11 protein-coding genes are annotated in these 17,914 nt (G+C 63.9%); 4 read left to right on the plus strand and 7 right to left on the minus strand.

Going from position 1 to position 17,914, the window contains the following annotated elements:
- Positions 1-114 precede the first annotated feature (114 nt).
- From ACJJV2_RS14380 to ACJJV2_RS14390, 3 genes are read right to left on the minus strand one after another with little or no spacing between them, the layout of a single operon-like run.
- The gene (locus ACJJV2_RS14380) at positions 115-1,008 is read right to left on the minus strand and encodes a class II glutamine amidotransferase (RefSeq protein WP_107335499.1); all 894 of its coding nucleotides are present in this window, start codon (positions 1,006-1,008) and stop codon (positions 115-117) included.
- Positions 1,001-3,160, minus strand: a complete 2,160-nt coding sequence (locus ACJJV2_RS14385; RefSeq protein ID WP_405281877.1) for a VWA domain-containing protein — start codon at positions 3,158-3,160, stop codon at positions 1,001-1,003. Before ACJJV2_RS14385 ends, ACJJV2_RS14380 begins: the two co-directional genes overlap by 8 nt.
- Positions 3,161-3,220: 60 nt before the next feature.
- A complete protein-coding gene (locus ACJJV2_RS14390) occupies positions 3,221-3,745 on the minus strand; it encodes a hypothetical protein (RefSeq protein WP_405281880.1) in 525 nt (174 codons plus the stop codon).
- A gap of 267 nt (positions 3,746-4,012) precedes the next feature.
- Between ACJJV2_RS14390 and ACJJV2_RS14395 the strand changes: the two genes are divergently transcribed.
- Positions 4,013-6,133, plus strand: coding sequence for a S9 family peptidase (locus ACJJV2_RS14395; protein ID WP_405281881.1), 2,121 nt, complete (start codon positions 4,013-4,015; stop codon positions 6,131-6,133).
- Positions 6,134-6,296: 163 nt separating this feature from the next.
- Here the strand turns inward: ACJJV2_RS14395 and ACJJV2_RS14400 are convergent, their stop codons facing one another.
- From ACJJV2_RS14400 to ACJJV2_RS14415, 4 genes are all read right to left on the minus strand, one after another.
- Positions 6,297-7,823 (minus strand): catalase, encoded by a 1,527-nt coding sequence (locus ACJJV2_RS14400; RefSeq protein ID WP_153635106.1) that lies wholly within the window; start codon positions 7,821-7,823, stop codon positions 6,297-6,299.
- Positions 7,824-8,273: 450 nt separating this feature from the next.
- Positions 8,274-10,520, minus strand: coding sequence for a catalase HPII (katE, locus tag ACJJV2_RS14405; RefSeq protein WP_405281883.1), 2,247 nt, complete (start codon positions 10,518-10,520; stop codon positions 8,274-8,276).
- Positions 10,521-10,868: 348 nt separating this feature from the next.
- The gene (locus ACJJV2_RS14410; RefSeq protein ID WP_043333988.1) at positions 10,869-11,114 is read right to left on the minus strand and encodes a GlsB/YeaQ/YmgE family stress response membrane protein; all 246 of its coding nucleotides are present in this window, start codon (positions 11,112-11,114) and stop codon (positions 10,869-10,871) included.
- A 97-nt stretch (positions 11,115-11,211) separates the two neighbouring features.
- Positions 11,212-11,829 (minus strand): DUF924 family protein, encoded by a 618-nt coding sequence (locus ACJJV2_RS14415; RefSeq protein WP_405281886.1) that lies wholly within the window; start codon positions 11,827-11,829, stop codon positions 11,212-11,214.
- Between the two features lie 266 nt (positions 11,830-12,095).
- On the opposite strand from ACJJV2_RS14415, the gene ACJJV2_RS14420 reads away from it, so the two are divergent.
- The 3 genes from ACJJV2_RS14420 (at position 12,096) to ACJJV2_RS14430 (ending at position 17,914) form a co-directional block, all read left to right on the plus strand.
- Positions 12,096-13,808 (plus strand): alkaline phosphatase D family protein, encoded by a 1,713-nt coding sequence (locus ACJJV2_RS14420; protein ID WP_405281888.1) that lies wholly within the window; start codon positions 12,096-12,098, stop codon positions 13,806-13,808.
- A 402-nt stretch (positions 13,809-14,210) separates the two neighbouring features.
- Positions 14,211-15,806: a solute:sodium symporter family transporter gene (locus ACJJV2_RS14425; RefSeq protein ID WP_405281889.1), complete on the plus strand. Its 1,596-nt coding sequence runs from the start codon at positions 14,211-14,213 to the stop codon at positions 15,804-15,806.
- Positions 15,807-16,321: 515 nt separating this feature from the next.
- Positions 16,322-17,914, plus strand: a complete 1,593-nt coding sequence (locus ACJJV2_RS14430) for a solute:sodium symporter family transporter (protein WP_404325967.1) — start codon at positions 16,322-16,324, stop codon at positions 17,912-17,914.

Below are 17,914 nucleotides of genomic sequence, written 5' to 3' on the forward strand. Positions count from 1 at the left end.
AAGCCGCAAACACGAAGGGCCGCGATTGCGGCCCTTCGTGTGTCTGGCGTTCACGCTCTTTCTGCGTCGCTCAGCGTCAGCGACTCAGCCAAACGTCAGCGACTCAGCCAAACGTCAGCAGCTCAAGTCAGAAGCCAGCCAATCCGGCTTGCGGCGCGCGGTCGCGGTGCGATCGACCGCCCCGCTCTCGGCCTGCTCCTGCCCTGACTCTTCCTGGCTCAGCGGCAACTCGCCACCAAGACTGGCGACCAGCTCGCCTTCGCGGAACACGACCAACTGCCCCGGCAGCAGGCGCTGCCATTGCTCATTGTCGGTCAGCGGATCGGTGGCGATCACCGAGACCACATCGGCATCGGTGGTGTGCTGCTGGAAGTCGACGCTCATCTCGAAGTCGGTGAGGCTCGCCTGCCCGAAGGGCGCACGGCGCGTGATGTGCGCCAGCTTGGTGGAGCAGTAGGCGTAGAGATGCACGCCGTCGGAGAGCAGCAGATTGAAGACGCCAAGCCCGCGCAGACGCTCGCACTGGGCGTGCAGATGCCGCCACAGGTCTTCGCACCGCGCCGGCGGATTCGGGAAGGCACGCCGGATCTCGCCGAGCAGGAAGCAGGCAGCGTGCTCGCTGTCCGTGCTGCCCACCGGGCGATAGTACGGCAGGGGCAGTGCCTGCCAGTCCGCCAGCTGACCATTGTGGGCATAGCACCACTGCCGGCCCCACAGCTCGCGCGTGAACGGGTGGGTATTGGCCAGCGTCACCTGGCCGACATTGGCCTGACGGATATGACTGATGACCATCTGCGACTTGATCGGATAGTCGAGAATCATGCGCGCGATGGGCGAATCCACCGACGGATGCGGGTCACGGAATTCGCGATAACCGCCCTCTTCATAGAAGGCGATTCCCCAACCATCGCGGTGCGGACCAGTACCCCCGCCTCGCTGCAGAAAACCGGCGAAGCTGAAGCAGATATCGGTCGGCACATTGGCACTCATGCCGAGCAGTTCACACATGGGGTTCCTCCCGCTGAGTCGGCTTGCGCGTCATGCGACGCACCAACATGATCACTACCAGCAGGCCGATCACACCGGCCACGGCGTAAGCGATCATGCGGCTTTGCGGTGATTCTGCCTCACGCTGGGCAAAGTCCGAAGCTCCTTCGAACCACTGACTGATCAACGCAGGCACCTTGTCGATGGGCAGGCGGCCCTTCATCAGCAGATCATTGAGGTCTTCCTTCTCCTCTACCGCCTGATCCAGGCCCTGAATCTCACCGAAGGACTCGCCCTCGATGGGCGAGCGGTCCAGATTGGCGGCACGCCGCGCCGCATTCTCGTTGAGGGTATAGGGCGCCAGATCGATCACCCGCGAGCTCCCGCCCAGTGCGATGCGCGCGCTGATCTGCACATCGGCACTGACATCACGCTCCAGCGGCGGCAGCTCGATACGCCAACGACTCTCGCCCGCTTCCGCCACGCTCAACGGCTCGCCCTGCAGCGTCGCGTCCAGCTGGGTATTGGCGGTGTTGAGCAGCGGATGACGCGCGCTGACCTCCAGCGCGCTCGGCGGCGTCGCATTCTGCGCATTGCCACCGATCGGCTCGACCAGCAGCGGGTCGACCACACTGGTGCGCTGGCTCAACTGACGTGCAAAGGGCGCGCCATCGCGCTGGCCCTCGATGGTCAGCGTCAGGCGAGCGCCACCCGGTTGCTGCGGCGGCGGCATGTTGACGCTGAACTCCGCGCCGTCACGCTCAAGACCGCGCTGCTGGGCGCTGGTCACGGCTGCCGTTTCTGCTGACATGCCACCCTCGTCTTCCGGCACCAGACGCGCATTGCCGTCCAGCGTCGCCAGGAAGTCCTGCTCAGCGACATCACGTGCGCCGTCGACCAGCGAGGCTGAGAGGGAATAGCCAAAGCCGCGATACAGCGTGGCGGGCAGCGGGCGCGACACCAGCGCCAGGTCTGACACCACGGTGATGCGACTGTCGACGCCTACCTGCCCTTCGATACGCCACTGCCCGGCCTCGGGGTCGGTCACGGTGATCAGGTCATAGCGCGGCTGATGTTCCCAACGCACGCTCTCGGGCAACGACGCCTCGTCGGCCAGCGAGTAGCGCTGACCATCCGGCGCGATCAATACCGGCGCGCTGTCATCGGGGCCATGGAAGACCAGCGCCGTGAATTCCTCGACACTGCCATCGATGGTGAAGCGCTTGTCCTCGAGCGGCACCAGCTCGCCGGGCACGATACGGTCGAGCGCCCCGAGGAAGGCACGCAGCAGGTCTTCCGGGGTCTCGGCGACCGTCGCCAGCCCGCCAGTGCCATCGGCGACCTGCTGCAGCAGATCGATATCGGCATTGCGCGACAGCGCGACGGTATGCACCGTGATGTTGTGCGCCGCCAGCTGTGGCGTCAGCTCATCGGTGATGCGCTGGCGCGAGGCGCTGTCCGAGGCGGCCTTCTCGCTGCTCGGTTCACGCAGGTCGACCATGCCATCGGAGAGCAGAATGACCTGACGCGGCCCTTGGCCATCGATGCTCGCATCGGCGCCTTCAGCGGCGGCTCGCAGCCCTGCCTCGAGATCGGTGTACTGCTCGTAATCGTCCAGCCGCCCTTCCAGGCCGCGGGCGGCCTGCTTCCAGCCCGCATCGACCGCGCCCAGTGCCAGCAGGGGCTGTACCTGCTCACCGAAGCCCCACAGCCCCGCACGCGAGCGCTCCGGCAGCAAGGTGACCAGCAGGTCCAGCGCACTGGCGCGCAGATTGGTCGGGTCGTTGTGCTTCATGCTGCCGGAGACATCGATCGCCATGCGCAGGTCAGGCGCAATGTCGCGCGCCGAGCCACTGGCTGCGTTCGCGTCACTCGCGACATCGCGGGCCACGAACGGCATCTGCTCAGCCTGTTCGCTGGCCGACTCATCTACCGACTCACCTACCGACTCACTGACCGACTCACTGACCGGCTCGCTGGCCGAGGCGTTGGCCGCTGGCGATGCCTGCTCGGCGAAGGCCGAGGGCGACGCGAGGCTGATGCCCGCCAGCATCAGGGCCGCCAGCCAGCGCGCCCCCGCACCCTTCGCTAGAGGGCCGGATGAAGAGCCGGACGCAAGCCCTGGTGAACGGACTGGCTCAAGAGACGAAGTGACAGCTACATCACGGGGCATGACAGATCCTTAGTCCACGCTCGGACAATGCACGGCTGGCGCTGATCGAACGACGCTCGATCAGAGCGACGGTTCCTGACGGTCACGGCCTGCGCGGGTACGCGCCGACGCACGAGCCGGGCTGCCACGTTTCTCGCTACGCAAGCTGGCGCCAGCGGCGTGGCCCTCGCGCACTTCCTCATCTTCCTGCTCGTGGCCATGAGGCTCGCGGCGCTGCTGGGCGGCGCGGCGACGCTGTTCACGTCCGCGTCCCAGCCACCAGATCACCAGCCCCAGCACCACGCCGGCCCCGATGCCCAGTACCAGCATGCCGAAGGCCGAGGCCATGCCACCACCATCCTTCTGCACCACGCTGACGGCAAAGGCCACGATGGCCGGCGCAAGGCCGGTGTAGGCATCTTCCGCGACGCTGGCCGTGACGTGAAAACTGGTCGGCACGGCGATCATGCCGGCGATGCCGCCGACGAGGATCCAGCGCAGGAAACGCGGCAGTATTCGCACCGCCATATAGCCGGTAAACAGCACTACCGCCGCCAGGCCAAAATAGATCAGCCACATCTGCGGCAGCGAATCGGAAATCATCATGCCCTTCACTCCTGTCATAACATCCTGTCGAGACTGACATTCTGAGGGGTGCCTCTCCTGTGCAGAAGCAGCCGGCCCCTCAGTTCAGCCATCGAGTCATCCCATCATCGGGGCCACACGTTGCGTGGCACCAGAGGCTGCGCATTCATCTCTCACGGCGGCGATGCCTCCCATGAGGCAAGGGCTTGCGCACGCTGTGGGACAGGCTCAATGTTACACTCCATGCCCGCCCGACACACTCGAGCACCCCACTTTCAAGAGGTAGCCATGCCCGATAGCCCCGTCCAGCGCCATTATCGTGCCGATGACCCCGAATGGCACTGGCTTGAAGAACGCGACACGCCAGAGGTCACCACCTTTCTCACGGCGGCCAACGCCGAGAGTGATCGCTGGTTCGCCCCGCTCGCACCACTGAGCGACGCCCTCTATCACGGCCATCTTGCGCGCCGCGAACTGGCCGTCTCAAGCCTGGCCGAGGCACTGGATCACTACGTCTATTGGAGCGAGACCGCGGCCGACGCCGACTATCCGGTCTGGTGGCGCCATGCGATCGGCGCCGACCCCGCCGATACCCGCCAGCACGAATGCCTGCTGGACCTGCAGAGCCTGTCGCGCCATCACGACTTCGTCGAGCTGGGCGATATGGCCATCTCCCCGGATGAACAGCAACTGGCATGGACTCTGGACACCAGCGGCGACGAGGTGTTCAGCCTGCGTCTTGCAACACTGAACGCGACGAATGGCGACTCACGCAACGCCGGCCACGATGACGAGTGCCTGCTGGAGGATATCGGGCCGGATCTGGTGTGGGCCGAGGACGGCCAGCACCTGCTGTTCACGCGCTATGACAGCACCCAGCGCCCCTTCGAGATCTGGTGTCTGAATGTCGCGAGCCGCGCCGAGACGCTGCTCTATCGCGAGGAAGACAGCGAATTCTGGGTCGGCATGGGCAAGACCCGCTCACGCGCCTGGCTGGTTCTGGAGACCGCCTCCAAGGACACCAGCGAGACCTGGTTGCTCAAGGCCGATGCCCCGCTGGGTGAGATGCGCCTGGTGCGCGCCCGCGAGACCGGTGTCGAGTACGGCGTCGATCACCGCCCCGGCCACTTCTATGTGCTGCACAACAGGCAAGCGCCGCACTTCCAGCTCGATATCGCCTCCGAGCATGCGCCCGGCGACTGGCAGCCGCTGATCGCCACCCGCGATGAGGTGACGCTGGAAGGCGTCGAAGCCTTCAGTTGGGGGCTGATGGTCGATGAACGCGATCACCGTCAGGCCCAGGCCTGGCTGCGGGTGATCGAATTCGAGGGCACGGCGCCGACACAAACGATCTGCCGCGACGAACGCCTGGCGATGCCGGAGCAACCGCTGAGCCAGGGGCTGGGCGACTGCCCGCATTTCGACGCTCGCCGCCTGCGCATCCGCGAGGAGAGCTTCACCACGCCGCCGAGCTGGATCGAGCTGGACCTCGACACGGGTGAGCGCCGCCTGCTCAAGCGTCAGACCGTGCATGGCGATCTCGCGCCCGAGCAGCTGATCAGCCGCCGCCTGTGGGCAACCTCCGACGATGGCGAGCAGGTGCCGGTCTCGGTGGTCATGCGGCGCGACCTGTGTGATGACGCAGGCCACCCCCACGCCCCGCTGCCGGTATTGCTCTACGGCTATGGCGCCTACGGCGAGACGCTGGACCCCTGGTTCTCGATCGCCCGCCTGGAACTGCTGACGCGCGGCGTCGCCTTCGCGGTCGCCCACGTGCGTGGCGGCGGAGACCGTGGCGAGCCCTGGTATCTGGCCGGCAAGCTGGAGCACAAGGAAAACAGCTTCAACGACTTCCTCGCCGCGCGTGATGCGCTGGTCGAGCAGGGCGTCGGGGCCGCGGACCGCATCGCCGCCTACGGTGCCAGCGCCGGTGGCCTGCTGGTCGGCGCCAGCCTCAACAAGCGTCCCGAGGCCTTCTGCGCCGCGGTGCTCGATGTGCCCTTCGTCGATGTGCTGCGCACCATGGAAAATCCGGAGCTGCCGCTGACCACCGCGGAATACACCGAGTGGGGCAACCCGCACGAGAACGAGGCGCGGCGTCGTATCCGCGCCTATTCGCCGCTGGACAACCTGAGCGCCGCGCCCTATCCGCCGCTGTTCCTGCAGGGCAGCTGGCATGACACCCGCGTGCCCTACTGGGAGCCGGCCAAGCTGTATGCGCGTCTGCGCCAGATGGACTGCACGCCGCATCCGGTCCTGTTGCGCACCGACATGAGCTCCGGACACGGCGGTGCCTCGGGTCGCTTCAAGGCGTGGCGTGACAATGCGCGTCAGGACGCCTTCCTGCTGTGGGCGCTGGGCGTGTGCGAGAAAGCCGACGGCAATGAGACCACGCGCGACAACGACTGAGGTGCCTGTGCTTGCGTGTCTTTCGCACAGCGCTGTGACTGTCGGATAGCACCCTGACAGCCGCATACGACAAGGCCCCCGCCGGTTACCCGGCGGGGGCCTTGATGTTTTCGTCAGCTCAAGGGAGCACTACTGACCTGACGAAGGGTGCAGCATGACTGACTCAGCGCGGATCGAGCTTGGCCAGCTTGGTGGCGATACGATCACCATAATCGGCATCCGCCTGACGGAAGTGCGCGATCATCTTGTCCTGGACCACGTGGCTGACGCCTACCATGGTGCCGGCGATGACGTCGGTGATACGCGTCTTCTGGCCTTCATCGAACAGACGATAGAGGTTGCCGGCCTGGCTGTAGTTATCCTCATCGCTGTTGTCGTGATAGCCCATCCAGGCGTTCTGCTCCAGCGGCATCGCCGGCTCGGCGACGGTAGCGTCCGGCACCGGGGCGCCCTGATCGGCACGCTCGTTGGGGTAGAAGTTGGTGCGTGAGTACTGGCCACCTTCCTTCGTTTCTCCCGGTACGCCCTGACCGACCTGGCCGCCCAGCGGGCCGCCACCGTGACCGGTGACCGGGCACATGCCCGCCATCACGCCATCACGCTGGTAATGGTTGACCGGGCAGACCGGACGGTTGACCGGCAGCTGCTCGGCATTGGCACCGACACGGTAGCGGTGTGCATCGGCGTAGGCCCACAGACGAGCCTGCAGCACGCGGTCCGGCGAGGCGCCGATACCCGGCACGAAGTTGGACGGCGAGAAGACGGACTGCTCGACTTCCGCGAAGTAGTTCTCCGGGTTGCGATTGAGCTCCATCTTGCCGACTTCCATCAGCGGGAAGTCACCGTGCGGCCACACCTTGGTCAGATCGAACGGGTTGATGTGGTAGTCACGTGCCTGGGCTTCGGTCATCACCTGCAGGTTGACGGTCCAGCTCGGACGCTCGCCACGCTCGAGGCGGGTGAACATGTCGTGCTGGTGGAAGTCCGGTGCGACCTGCGCCGCTTGATCGTCGGTCAGCGTCTCGTGGCCCTGGTCGGTCTTGAAGTGCCACTTGACCCAGACACGCTCGCCCTTGTCGTTCCACAGGCTCAGCGTGTGCGAGCTGTAGCCGTTCATGGTGGTCAGCGACTTCGGGATACCGCGGTCGGACATCAGGATGGTGACCTGATGCAGCGCCTGCGGATGGTTGGCCCAGAATTCCCAACGATTCTGCCAGTCGACCATGTTGGTGCGCGGGTCTTTCTTCTGGGTGTGGATGAAGTCAGGGAACTTGGACGGCTCGCGGATGAAGAACACCGGCGTGTTGTTGCCGACCATGTCCCAGTTGCCATCCTCGGTGTAGAACTTCAAGGAGAAGCCGCGCACGTCGCGAGTGTTGTCGCCGCTGTCCTGGCCACCGGCCACGGTGGAGAAACGCGCCAGCAACGGGGTCTGCTTGCCGACGCCCTGCAGGAAGCGGGCGATGGTCAGGTCAGACAGGTCACGGGTCAGGGTGAAGGTGCCGTAGGCGGCGACGCCACGGGCGTGGACGACACGCTCCGGAATGCGCTCACGGTTGAAGTGCGCCAGCTTCTCGAACAGACGCCAGTTGTCGAAGGTCAGTGAACCATTCGGGCCCGCTGTCTGGCTGATGTCATCGTGAGGCACCGGGGCGCCGTTACCTGTGGTATAGCGTGGAGTCTGGGACATGTAGACGTTCTCCTGTCAGGTAGAAAAAAGCGCTATCAAACTCGACTGGCAAGGCCAGATGCTGCTGATGTCACATTTTCATGCGCTGCTTGATGTGAAGGCCTGCAGCCCATTGTCGAATCGGGTCGGGGCCAATGCCTGCCCGTCATGTGCTGGCTTGTGGCCCCTTGATGCCTGCTTACCTTACGCACCTGGTGCTTCTAGCGATAATCAATTACCAGCATGCCTTCGATAATCAGCCTCTATCACTGAGCCTATCAGCCACCCTCAGCGGCGAGAACCGCAGGACGGCTCTCAACCCGGAGGTGTCACCAACCCTGTTTTCACCCTTCTCCGCCATCACATCTTCACGTCCGGAAATGACCGCATCATGACCATGAAAAAGCCCCCTGACCTTCGCAGGTCAGGGGGCTATATGGGTCACATCATACCTTGTGGGGCGTCAGCGCCTCATGCCGGCATCTGGTTGGCACGCGCATCACGCGACCACACACGGTGAGCCATCAGGGCATCACGCAGCGGCAGGCTGGCGGCGAGCACATCATCCACCAGGATGACGCCCTCCTCGACCGGCACGCGGGCGGCGGCCAGCAGCTCCTTGCCTTCGCAGATCGCCACGATGGGCTTCAGGTGCTTGTAGGCTTCCTGGACATAATAGAGTCCCAGGCCCGAGCCGCTCAGCGCCTCGACGCTGCCCACGCCGCCAGCGACGACGACGGCATCCACCGTCACGGACGGCAAGCCATTGAGCATCGCATCCGGCGACAGCATGGTGCCGTCTCCGGCCTTGATCGGCGCCATGCTCGGGGCGATCAACAGCCCTTCGGCACCCTCGGCGGCCAGCTGCTCCTTGATCGAGCGAACATCTTCCATGGCGACGCCATCGGCGGCCAGGATCGCGACCTTGCGGGTGGCGATGGAGTCCGGCAGGCGCGCCATCAGGCTCAGTGCCGGGTCGCTGTCGACCTGGCTGGTGCCCAGTTCACCGTCCGGCGCGGGCTTGCTGGTCGGTGTCTCGATGCCGTGATTCTCACCGACGCGACGTGCCAGCTCCAGATCGATGTTGGGCAGGATCTCGGTGATCACCCGCTCACGGATCCACGGACGCTCGACCTTGGAAAGCTCGAAGGTGTAGGCCGCGATGATGTGTTCCTTCTCCACGTCAGTCTGGCTGTTCCAGAACAGGGTGGCCTGGGAATAGTGATCCCCGAAGGAGGCGCTGCGCGCACGTACCTTGTGCGCCTCGATGCGCTCATGATACGGCTCGAAACCGCCATGGGCGTCCTGGGACGGCGGTGTCTCCGCCGGCCAGCCACCATCGATGGAGTTCGGCTCGTAGGACGCCTGCCCCGTGTTGATGGTCTGACGATGCTGGGCATCGCGCTGGTTGTTGTGGAACGGGCACACCGGCTGGTTGATGGGAATCTCGTGGAAGTTCGGCCCACCAAGACGCAACATCTGGGTATCCAGGTAGGAGAACAGACGCCCCTGCAGCAGCGGGTCATTGGAGAAGTCGATCCCCGGCACGATGTTGGCCGGATTGAAGGCGACCTGCTCGGTCTCGGCGAAGTAGTTGTCCGGATTGCGGTCCAGCACCATCTTGCCGATCGGCACCACCGGTACCAGCGATTCCGGGATCAGCTTGGTCGGATCGAGGATATCGAAGTCGAAGCTGTGCTCGTCCTTCTCCTCGACCACCTGGATGCCCAGCTCCCACTCCAGCGGCGCACCGCTCTTGATGTCATCCCACATCATGCGGCGGTTGAAGTCCGGATCACGCCCCCACAGCTTCTGGGCTTCATCCCAGATCAGCGAGCAGGTACCGGCCACCGGCTTCCAGTGGAACTTGACGAAGCGCGACACGCCTTCACGGTCGATCAGACGGAAGGTATGCACACCGAAGCCTTCCATGTTGCGGTAATGGCGCGGGAAGGCGCGGTCCGACATGGTCCACAGCACGGTGTGAGTGGTTTCCGGCATCAGTGACACGAAGTCCCAGAAGGTATCGTGGGCTGACTGGCCTTGGGGAATCTCGTTGTGCGGCTCCGGCTTCACGGCGTGCACGAAGTCAGGAAACTTCATCGCGTCCTGGATGAAGAACACCGGGATGTCATTGCCGACCAGATCCCAGTTGCCGTCATCGGTGTAGAACTTGGTCGCGAAGCCACGCACGTCACGTACCGTGTCGTTGGAGCCACGCGAGCCCTGCACGGTCGAGAAGCGCACGAACACCGGCGTCTTCTTGGACGGGTCGCTGAACACGCCGGCCTTGGAATACCTGGCGGCATTGTCGTAGGCCTGAAAATACCCGTGCGCGGCCGCGCCACGCGCGTGAACGATACGCTCAGGAATACGTTCATTGTCGAAGTGGTTCATCTTCTCGCGGAAGATGAAATCTTCCATCAGAGTCGGACCGCGTTCCCCCGCCTTCAGCGAGTTGTGGTTGTCCGCGATGCGCAGCCCCTGGTTGGTGCGCAGGTCATGCCCTTCGGCGTCGGCGCGAGAGGTCTCCAGCGCCTCGTCCTTGGCATGGCCATCACCGGCATTGGGCTTGGTGTCGTGCGGCCCATTGCGGTTGGGATGGGTATAGGGGTTCTCTCCCTCTGCCGAGCGATTCTGGCCCTCGTGATAGGGGCACTTCGCGCTGTCGGCATTCGACTGGGAAGAAGGTGCTGAATCGTGCTCATTGCTCGCCATGCTCAAACGCTCCTGTTTTCGCTAGATCCGCAACGCGCCACTACTGTGGCGCTGAAGGATGATTCGGCCTTGCCGCCTCTTGCCGGCGTACTTCTTGTCCAAACACTTCTTGTCCAAGTACTTGTCGTGAAAGTGCTTGTTGTCAAAGCATTTCTCGAGCAAGGCACCTCTCGGCGCCGTGACAGATCACCGGGCAGTCAGGTGCCCCGGGTGACAAGAGGCGTTGCTGCGGCGGGTGTCTACATCGAATCCATCCAGACACCCGCGAGGGACTTCACTTGCTGTTGACGACTGCACTTGCTGCTTGCACTTGCTGACAACCGCCTGACGGGGCTCGATACCGCGCCGTCAGGCCTTGGACTTGACCTTCGAGACGATCCACAGCAACACCACCGCCCCCACGACCGAGACGACCAGCGAGCCGATGATGCCGGTGGAGGCCAGCCCCAGCAGCTTGAAGATGACGCTGCCCAACAGGCCGCCAACGACACCGACGACGATGTTGCCAAGAATGCCGAAGCTGCCGCCGCGCATGATGTTGCCTGCGATCCAGCCGGCCAGACCACCGATGATCAACCCGAGAATGATACCCATCTGCTGTCTCCTTCCTTGCTGATGTACAGGCGCTTGGCGCCGCTGTACAAGTCTTGGAGACGACGTCACACAATTAAAAGGGGGGATTTTTCATTTGTCAGAATGAGGAGCCGGGCTGGCCCAGGAAGGCGATCTCTTCCGGCGTGGACTCGCGACCGAGAATCGCATTGCGATGCGGATAGCGGCCGAATCTACGCACGATGTCCGCATGCAGATGCTCGTAGCGCAAGGTGTGCTCGAGACCGGGGCGTGCGAACAATTGTTCGGCATGTTCATGGATGCGCAACGATTCGCTGTGCATCCACGGCATGATCGCGAAGGGCTGCCAGGCCAGCGGAAGGCGGTCCAGGTCGCCCAGCGCGACGGCCTGCTGGGAGAGCGCGAGTGCCAGGTTGTCGCCACTGAAGGCGCGCGGAGTATCGCGATGGATATTGCGCGCGAACTGGTCCAGCAGCAGGATTTCCGCCAGCCGTCCACCGACGCTCGCCCGCCACTCCCACAGCTCACAGGCAAGTGCCTGCTCGAGCCGCGCGGCGAATCGCTCACGCAGCTGGCCATCGAGGGCATCGCTCTTGCGAAACCAGTCCTTGGGCGTCAGCTGAGTGAACCAGTAATCGAGTACCTGCCGTGCCTGGGGATGGCTGTCCGCGATCAGCCTGGCGGCGTCAGGTTGCGGGGATTCCGAGGGGCTTGAGGGGGGCATGGAGGGGGGCATCGAAGGTGTCCTTGGGTGGAGTCGGGAAGGAAGCCGCGCGACAGGCCTGGCTGAGCGCACCACCTTGCACTGCGAGTGTCGGGCCTGAGCGGCGCGGGGCGATCATGGTTCTGACACCGGATCTTCATCTTGAGCGTGGAAAGTAGCCTCTCCCATCAGCGCTGTCAGCCTTTGCGGCATGCCCCGCGCTGGCTGGTGCCCTGATGTCACTTGTGTTGCCACTCTCTATCCCAACCTGACGCCAGACCGTTACAAGGAAGCCCGTCATGTCCCGCCGTCTGTCTGATCTGCTGCCTTTGCGTTCCTCTCGCAAGTCCCACGCCGCTCACGTTCCCCCCACCTCCCACACCACCCCCGTCTCGCCAAGCACTGCACCAGTCACCCCCGCCGGCGCCCCGTCACGGATGGACCGCCGCCAGCTGCTGGGGCGTGGCCTGCAAGGTGCCGGGGTCGGGCTGCTGGCGACCACGGGCCTGCTCGGCGCTCCCGCCATCGTGATGGCCGAAGGACGGCGCCCACGCATGCCCTCCGGCGTGATGAGTGGCGACGTGACCGCCAGCCGCGCCATGCTGTGGAGCCAGAGCGACAAGCCGGCACGCATGCTGATCGAACTGGCCGACAATCCCGAGATGCGCGGCGCCTTCCAGATGCGTGGTCCGGTGGCCCTGCCGACGGACGGCCTGACCAGCAAGCTCGACCTGACCCGCATCGGCACTCGCGCCAACGCCAGCGGCGAGGTCTTCTACCGGGTGCGCTACGCGGCGCTGGATGACCACCGCGCCATCAGCGAGGCCACCGCCGGTCGCCTGGTGTTGCCGCCGAGCGCCCAGACACCGCGTGCGCTGCGTTTCGTGTGGTCCGGTGACACCGTCGGTCAGGGCTGGGGCATCAACCCGGACTTCGGTGGCCTGCGCCTCTACGAGACCATGCGTCAGGTCAAGCCGGACTTCTTCCTGCACTCCGGCGATACCATCTACGCCGATGGCCCGCTCGAGGAGAGCGTCACCCAGCACGACGGCAGCCTGTGGCGCAATATCGTCACGCCCGCCAAGTCCAAGGTGGCAGAAACGCTGGACGAGTATCGTGGCCAGTACGCCTACAACCTGATGGACGAGAACCTGCGCCGCTTCAATGCCGAAGTGCCGATGTTCGCCCAGTGGGACGACCACGAGACCACCAACAACTGGTACCCGGGCGAGATTCTCGAGGATGATCGCTACACCGAGAAGAATCTCGACGTGCTGTCCGCCAATGCGCGTCGCGCCTTCCTCGAGAACATGCCGCTGCGCACCGGCCCAGCCGCGCCGGAGCGCATCCACCGCAACTTCAGCTTCGGGCCGGGGCTCGAGATGTTCATGCTCGACATGCGCAGCTTCCGCGGCGCCAATTCCGCCAACCGCCAGATAGGGCGTGGGCCACAGACCGACTTCCTGGGTCGCGATCAGCTGGCATGGCTCAAGCAGTCGCTCAAGGCCAGCACCGCCACCTGGAAGGTCATCGCCTCCGACATGCCGATCGGGCTGCTGGTGCGTGACGGCGACAACTTCGAGAACGGCGCCAATGGCGATGGCGAGGCACTGGGGCGCGAGCAGGAGATTGCCGAACTGCTCAAGTTCGTGCGCGATCACGACATCCAGAATCTGGTCTGGCTGACCGCCGATGTGCACTACACCGCCGCGCACCACTACTCGCCCGAGCGCGCCGTCTTCAAGGACTTCACGCCGTTCTGGGAATTCGTCAGCGGCCCGATCCACGCCGGCACCTTCGGTCCCGGTGAGCTGGACAACACCTTCGGGCCGAGACTCGAATTCGTGAAGGCACCGCCTGAGGGGCGGGCCAACATGTCGCCCAGCGAGGGCTTCCAGTTCTTCGGCCAGGTAGATCTCGATCCCGAGAGCGAAGCGCTGACCGTGACGCTGAAGGACATCCACGGCGCCTCGCTCTACCAGCAGGTGCTGACCCCCGCCGCCGGCGTCTGACAGCGGTGCCTGTTTCTGCCACTCGCTTCTGATGTCGGCATATGGCATTCGCTGCTGACTATCGACTTCTGACACCGACTTCCGATACCAGCTTCTGACAACGACAACGCCCCGCCTCCTGCTGTCGATCGACACGCAAGAGGCGGGGCGTTCTGGTCATGGCGACAGCTCGACAGCCGCTGACGGGCTATGTCTGCACGAATCAGACAATTGCAGAAAAATGTCAGACAAATTGTCAATGTTGAGGGTCAGGCATTTCTTTGACACTGATCGGCACGCTAGATGTCGGTCGCTGACAGCATGTCTCGTGGTACCGCGCGCCAACGGTGAGGCATGTTCTGCAGACGATGGGCAGCTGAGCAAGCAGGCCTCCGAGCCCTGTTGTTCAACAAGGATAATGCCATGAACGCCCTCACCCTGAGCTCCTTCGTGTTCTTCACGGGGCTGGTCGCCGTGATCACCTGGTGGCTGACCCGTCGTGACGACCATCAACATTCCACCGGCTATTTTCTCGCCGGACGCAGTCTGACCTTCCCGATCATCGCAGGCTCCCTGCTGATGACCAATCTGTCCACCGAGCAGATGGTGGGCCTCAACGGCGCCGCCTTCACCGACGGCCTTTCCGTGATGGCCTGGGAAGTGGTGGCCGTGGTCTCGCTGGTCGCGATGGCCATGTTCTTCCTGCCACGCTTCCTCAAGAGCGGCATCACCACCCTGCCGGAACTGCTGGCACTGCGCTTCGATCGCACCACCCAGCTGCTGGCCAACCTGATCTTCATGCTGGCCTACGCCATCATCCTGCTGCCCAGCATTCTCTACTCCGGCGCCCTCGGCCTGATGGGCGTGCTCGACCTGCGTGCCCTGACCGGCATCGACTCGCAGATGGTGCTGCTGACCGGCACCGTGATCGCCGTCGGTATCGCCGGTGCCATCTATGCCCTCTTCGGTGGCCTGCGCTCCATCGCCATCTCCGACACCCTGAACGGCATCGGCCTGCTGATCGGCGGCATGATCATCGTCTACTACGGGCTGGACCGTGTCGGTGACGGCAATGGCATTCTCGCTGGCTGGGAGACGCTCAAGGAGACCCACCCGGAGAAGCTCAATTCGCTGGGCGGCGATGACCAGTCAGTGCCGGTCTCGACCCTGTTCACCGGGGTGCTGCTGCTCAACATGTTCTACTGGTGCACCAACCAGCAGATCATCCAGCGCACCTTCGCCGCCAAGACCCTCGCCGAAGGCCAGAAAGGCGTGCTGCTGACCGGTGCCCTCAAGCTGCTGGGCCCGCTGTATCTGGTGCTGCCGGGCATCATCGCCTTCCAGCTCTATGCCGGTGATGGCATCAAGGCCGACGCCGCCTATGGCCGCCTGGTTTTCGATGTGCTGCCCGCGCCGCTGACCGGCTTCTTCGCCGCGGCGATGGTCGGCGCGATCCTGTCGTCCTTCAACTCGGCGCTCAACTCCACCGCCACCCTGTTCAGCCTCGATGTCTACAAGGCACGCCTCAAGCCGCAGGCCAGCGATGAAGAGGTGGTCAAGGCCTCCAAGTGGGCCGGCTGGATCATGGCCGCCGCCGCGATGGCCATCGCGCCGCTGCTGGCGACCCAGGAAAGCCTGTTCGTCTACGTGCAGAAGGTGAACTCCATCTACTACATCCCGCTACTGGCGGTGATCGTGGTGGGACTGATGTCCAAGCGCGTGCCGGCCATCGCCGCCAATCTGGCCCTGGTGCTCGGCTGCGCGGTCATCGGCCTGTTCTACTTCGTGCCGACGCTCTCCGAGCTGGTCGATCGGGTGCACAACTTCCACTTCATCGCCATCGTGCTGGTGCTGTTGATCGCCATGATGCTGGTGATCGGCAAGCTGTCACCGCGCGCCGAACCCTGGATCCAGCAGGACGTCGGTGCCATCGACATGACCCCCTGGGCCGGCACGCGTATCGCCAGCATCATTCTGCTGGTACTGGTGATGACGATCTATCTGGCCTTCGCCGGCTGATCGCCCCACTCGCATAGCGCGATCGCACGCCACATGTCATCGTCATCGCCATGACCTCACGATATGAGTGCACGACATGAGCGCACGATATGACCACGCCAGCGCCCCGTCATCTTCACCGATGGCGGGGCGCTGGCGTCTCTCATTGAGCATGAAGGATGACCCGCAATACGCGGTGAAAGCCGCGACATGTGTCTTTTTACGACACTGCGATCAATGCCTGATACCAGAGACTGAGAAGCAATGACCGCCCGTTCATTCTCAACGCTCAATCGACGCCAACCACACCCCGAAACCTACGTATGTTCTACAAATGGCGGATAGCGAGAAAGCGGGAGATATCTACACTAGCGCCAGCCTTGCCCCGAATGTTACCGGTGAGTCTCTTCACGGACGATGGCACAGCTTGCTGTGTGCATTGCATCGCCACGGCTGGATCGGCGTCGAATCGCCACCCGGGTCACCTGCCCACCGCCTCATGATTCGCCGCCGCACGCCTAAAGGAATCCTCCCCCATGCATGCCCTGACACTTGTTTCTTTCGTGTTCTTTACCGGCCTGGTCGCTGCCTTGACCTGGTGGTGGACACACCGCGATGACACCTCGCATTCCACCGGTTATTTCCTCGCCGGACGCAGCCTGACCTTCCCGCTGATCGCGGGTTCCCTGTTGATGACCAACCTGTCCACCGAGCAGATGGTCGGCCTGAATGGCGCCGCCTTCACCGATGGTCTGTCGGTGATGGCCTGGGAAGTCATGGCGGTACTGGCCATGGTGGTGATGGCGATGTTCTTCCTGCCACGCTTCCTCAAGAGCGGCATCACCACACTGCCCGAGCTGCTGGCCCTGCGCTATGGCCGCAGCACCGAGCTGATCACCAACCTGATCTTCCTGTTCGCCTACGCGGTGATCCTGCTGCCGATCATCCTCTACTCCGGTGCCATCGGCCTGCAGGGCATGCTGGATCTGCCGTCGCTGACCGGCATCAGCTCGCCCAATGCGCTGCTGTGGATGACCATCTGGGTGGTCGGCATCATCGGTGCCATCTATGCCCTGTTCGGCGGCATGCGCTCCATCGCCATCTCCGACACCCTGAACGGCGTGGGCCTGTTGATCGGCGGCATGCTAATCGTCTATTTCGGCCTCGATGCGGTGAGTGATGGCCAGGGCGTGATGGCCGGCTGGGACACGCTGACCGCCGCCAATCCGGAGAAATTCAACTCCATGGGCGGTGAAGACCAGTCGGTGCCCTTCTCGACCCTGTTCACCGGTGTGATGATCATCAACTTCTTCTACTGGTGTACCAACCAGCAGATCATCCAGCGCACCTTCGCCGCCAAGACCCTCGCCGAGGGCCAGAAAGGCGTACTGCTGACCGGTGCCCTCAAGCTGCTGGGCCCGCTGTATCTGGTGATTCCCGGCATCATCGCCTATCACCTCTATGCCTCTTCCGGCGTCAAGGCCGACAGCGCCTACGGCCAGCTGGTCTTCGATGTGCTGCCCGCGCCGCTGACCGGTTTCTTCGCCGCGGCGATGGTCGGCGCGATCCTGTCGTCCTTCAACTCGGCGCTGAACGCCACCACCACGCTGTTCTCCACCGGCATCTACAAGGCGCATCTGCGTCGTGAGGCCAGCGACGAGGAAGTGGTCAAGGTCTCCAAGGGCTTCGGCTGGGTGCTGGCGATCTCCTCCATGACCCTCGCGCCGCTGCTGGCCGGTCAGGAAAGTCTGTTCGGCTACCTGCAGAAGATGAATGCCATCTACTTCATCCCGATCTTCGCCGTGGTGCTGATGGGGCTGCTGACGCGTCGCGTGCCGACCATCGCCGCCAACCTAGCACTGCTGATCGGTTGCAGCGTGATCGGAGTGGTCTACTTCGTGCCGGCCTTCTCCGGCGTGCTCGACGTGATCCACGAGTTCCACTTCGTCGGCCTGGTGTTCGTGCTGCTGATCGCGATGATGCTGATCATCGGCAAGCTGGCGCCGCGTGACGAGCCGTGGATCCAGCAGGATGTCGGCGCCATCGACATGACGCCCTGGAAAGGCGCCAAGGTCTGCGCGCTGCTGCTGGTCGTGCTGGTGATCGCCATCTATCTGGCCTTCATCTGA

The organism is Cobetia sp. Ld8 (genome assembly GCF_045066615.1).
GTDB lineage: Bacteria > Pseudomonadota > Gammaproteobacteria > Pseudomonadales > Halomonadaceae > Cobetia > Cobetia amphilecti.

Bases quoted from the DNA above. Each gene is read 5' to 3' on its own strand.
- ACJJV2_RS14380 (WP_107335499.1), bottom strand. From the start codon at position 1,008: ATGTGTGAACTGCTCGGCATGAGTGCCAATGTGCCGACCGATATCTGC.
- ACJJV2_RS14385 (WP_405281877.1), bottom strand. From the start codon at position 3,160: ATGCCCCGTGATGTAGCTGTCACTTCGTCTCTTGAGCCAGTCCGTTCA.
- ACJJV2_RS14390 (WP_405281880.1), bottom strand. From the start codon at position 3,745: ATGATGATTTCCGATTCGCTGCCGCAGATGTGGCTGATCTATTTTGGC.
- ACJJV2_RS14395 (WP_405281881.1), top strand. From the start codon at position 4,013: ATGCCCGATAGCCCCGTCCAGCGCCATTATCGTGCCGATGACCCCGAA.
- ACJJV2_RS14400 (WP_153635106.1), bottom strand. From the start codon at position 7,823: ATGTCCCAGACTCCACGCTATACCACAGGTAACGGCGCCCCGGTGCCT.
- katE (WP_405281883.1), bottom strand. From the start codon at position 10,520: ATGGCGAGCAATGAGCACGATTCAGCACCTTCTTCCCAGTCGAATGCC.
- ACJJV2_RS14410 (WP_043333988.1), bottom strand. From the start codon at position 11,114: ATGGGTATCATTCTCGGGTTGATCATCGGTGGTCTGGCCGGCTGGATC.
- ACJJV2_RS14415 (WP_405281886.1), bottom strand. From the start codon at position 11,829: ATGCCCCCCTCCATGCCCCCCTCAAGCCCCTCGGAATCCCCGCAACCT.
- ACJJV2_RS14420 (WP_405281888.1), top strand. From the start codon at position 12,096: ATGTCCCGCCGTCTGTCTGATCTGCTGCCTTTGCGTTCCTCTCGCAAG.
- ACJJV2_RS14425 (WP_405281889.1), top strand. From the start codon at position 14,211: ATGAACGCCCTCACCCTGAGCTCCTTCGTGTTCTTCACGGGGCTGGTC.
- ACJJV2_RS14430 (WP_404325967.1), top strand. From the start codon at position 16,322: ATGCATGCCCTGACACTTGTTTCTTTCGTGTTCTTTACCGGCCTGGTC.